This window comes from Mycobacterium sp. TH-M15 (assembly GCF_057473705.1).
The window spans coordinates 1-2,907 of sequence record NZ_JBYCLB010000112.1 but is presented as its reverse complement, the minus strand read 5'-3'; the positions used below and the strand labels follow the sequence as shown (position 1 = coordinate 2,907).

Below are 2,907 nucleotides of genomic sequence, written 5' to 3'. Positions count from 1 at the left end.
CCAGACGTCCGGCGGCGGCTGGAAGGTGGCGATCGACGCCATCACCGCGACACCGGAAAGCGAAGCCAGCACCACGTACTTGGGGGCGATCCGGTCGGCCAACGCCCCGCCGACCGGCCGGGCCAGCACCGCGGCCAGGGCGAACGCCGCGGTGCGTTCACCGGCGCCGATCTGGGAGAACCCGTAGATGGTCTTGATGTAGATCGGCAGGTAGTTGCTGAACGCGACGAACCCGCCGAACACGATCGCGTACAGCAGCGCCATCTCCCAGGTGACCCGCAGCCGGGCCGCCGACAGCAGCTTGGGCAGCACCCGGGCGGTGTAGGGCCGGAAGTGCGGGCCGTTGTGCAGCACCGCGAGGCAGACCACCGCGGTGAGGGCCAGCGCCGTCGCGATGATCAGGTGGGTGGGGACCAGCCCGAGCCGGCGCACCATTCGCGGGGTGAAGAACGCCGACAACGCCGTGCCCACCATGCCCATGCCGAAGACACCGGTGGCGAAGCCGCGGCGGGACGGCTCGAACCAGTTGTTGGCGAACGGGATACCGACCGCGAACACCGCACCGGGCACACCGAGCAGCAACGCGGAGAGCAGGACCAGCGGAAAGCGGCCCACCTGTTCGGCGAGCCCGACGGCCAGCACCGGGACGATGGACGCCACCGTGATCCCGATGAACAGGGCGCGGCCCCCGAACCGGTCGGTCAGCGGGCCGGTCACCATCCGCCCCAACGACCCGATCAGGACCGGGGTGGCCACCAGCAGCGATACCTCGGTGCTGGTCAGCTTCATGTACGCGGCGTCGGTGATCGCCACCGGGGCGATCAGGTTCCACGCCCAGAAGTTGATCACCGACACCCAGGTGGCCAGGGCCAGCTGTACACTCGGCCGGGCCACGAGCGCCGACCTGTCGATGCTGCGCACCGGTTCACCCCCGCCCATCCGGCCGAAGTCGTAACGCAGTGTAGCCCAACGCGACCAGCACGACGGCCACCAGCAGCGCCAGCCCGACGGTGTAGTCGTTGTGCACCGGGTCGTAGGTGGCGCCCATCAGCAGCGGCGGAAAGTAGCCACCCAACCCGCCCGCGGCCGAGACGACCCCGGTGATCGCGCCGAGCCCGCCCGCCGGCGCCCGGCGGGTGACCCAGCCGAACACCGCGCCGGTGCCGGCGCCCAGGCAGAGCGCCAGGGAGATGAACGTCGTCGCCGACCACAGCTCCGGCGGCGGTTTGAGAATCGCGATCGAGGCGAACGTCGCCACGCCGGCGAGCGAGCCCAGCACCACGTACCTGGGGGCGATCCGGTCGGCCAGCGCCCCGCCGACCGGCCGGGCCAGCACCGCAGCCACCACGAAGGCCGCGGTGCGACTGCCCGCCGCGACCGACGAGAACCCGTAGATGGTCTTGACGTAGGTGGGCAGGAAGTTGCTGAACGCGACGAACCCACCGAACACCACCGCGTACAGCACCGACATCTGCCAGGTGACCGGCAGTCTCGCCGCGGCGATCAGCTTCGGCAGCACCGGGACGGTGTTGCGGACGAAGTACGGGCCGTCGTGCATCAACAGCGCGCAGAGCGCCGCGGTGACCGCGAGAGCGGCCACGACGACCAGGTGGGTGTCGAACAGCCCGAACCGCCGGGCCAGCCGCGGGGTGAAGTATGCCGAGACCGCGGTGCCCACCATGCCCATCCCGAACACCCCGGCGGCGAAGCCGCGTCGGGCGGGCTCGAACCAGTTGTTGGCGAACGGGATACCGACGGCGAACACGGTTCCAGCCACGCCCAGGCAGACCGCCGACACCAGCAGCAGCGGGAACTCGGCGTGCGATTCGGTGAAGCCGACCGCCAGCACCGGGGGGATCGCCGCCAGGGATACGACGACGAACATGGCCCGGCCGCCGAACCGGTCGGTCAGCGGGCCGATCACCAGCCGGCCCAGCGACCCGACGATGATCGGGGCGGCCACCAGCAGCGACTCCTGGGTGCTGGTCAGCCTCATGTACGCGGCGTCGGTCATCGCCACCGGGCCGATCAGGTTCCACGCCCAGAAGTTGACCACCGACGTCCAGGTGGCCAGGGCCAGCTGGACCGCGCGGCACGGCCCGCCCTGCACGGCGACGGGCTGCGCCGGGGCGCGATCCTGGCCGGCGGGCCGGGTCAGAAGTTCCAGTCCTCGTCTTCGGTGACGACGGCCTTGCCGATGACGTAGGAGGAGCCGGACCCGGAGAAGAAGTCGTGGTTCTCGTCGCCGTTGGGCGAGAGTGCCGACAGGATCGCCGGATTGACGTCGGTCTCGTCGCGCGGGAACAGCGCCTCGTAGCCCAGGTTCATCAGGGCCTTGTTGGCGTTGTAGCGCAGGAACTTCTTGACGTCCTCGGTGAGCCCGATGCCGTCGTAGAGGTCCTGGGTGTACTCCACCTCGTTGTCGTAGAGCTCGAAGAGCAGCTCGTAGGTGTAGTCCTTGAGCTCCTGGCGGGTGGCCTCGTCGGCCGTCGCCAGCCCGCGCTGGTACTTGTAGCCGATGTAGTAGCCGTGCACCGCCTCGTCGCGGATGATCAGCCGCAGCACGTCGGCGGTGTTGGTCAGCTTGCCCCGGCTCGACCAGTACATCGGCAGGTAGAACCCGGAGTAGAACAGGAAGCTTTCCAGCAGCGTGGAGGTCACCTTGCGCTTGAGCGGTGCGTCGCCCCGGTAGTAGTCGACCAGGATCTGGGCTTTGCGCTGCAGGTTGATGTTCTCCTCCGACCAGCGGAAGGCATCGTCGATCTCGGTGGTCGAGCACAGCGTGGAGAAGATCGAGCTGTAGCTCTTGGCGTGCACCGACTCCATGAACGCGAAATTGGTGAGGACGGCGTCCTCATGCGGGGTCAGTGCGTCGGGAATCATGCTGATCGCACCAACCGTGCCCTG

Annotated in this window: 3 protein-coding genes; all 3 read right to left on the bottom strand. The window is 69.0% G+C overall.

Features of this window, described 5'->3' with window-relative positions; translation table 11 throughout:
- Positions 1 to 921, bottom strand: a 921-nt coding sequence (locus AC2VNT_RS02880; protein WP_486945423.1) for an MFS transporter, incomplete at its 3' end; no start/stop codon positions are given.
- A gap of 4 nt (positions 922 to 925) precedes the next feature.
- Complete coding sequence (locus AC2VNT_RS02875) at positions 926 to 2,110, bottom strand: MFS transporter (RefSeq protein ID WP_486945422.1); 1,185 nt, start codon at positions 2,108 to 2,110, stop codon at positions 926 to 928.
- A 44-nt stretch (positions 2,111 to 2,154) separates the two neighbouring features.
- A partial coding sequence (nrdF, locus tag AC2VNT_RS02870) for a class 1b ribonucleoside-diphosphate reductase subunit beta (protein WP_486945421.1) occupies positions 2,155 to 2,907 on the bottom strand: 753 nt, incomplete at its 5' end.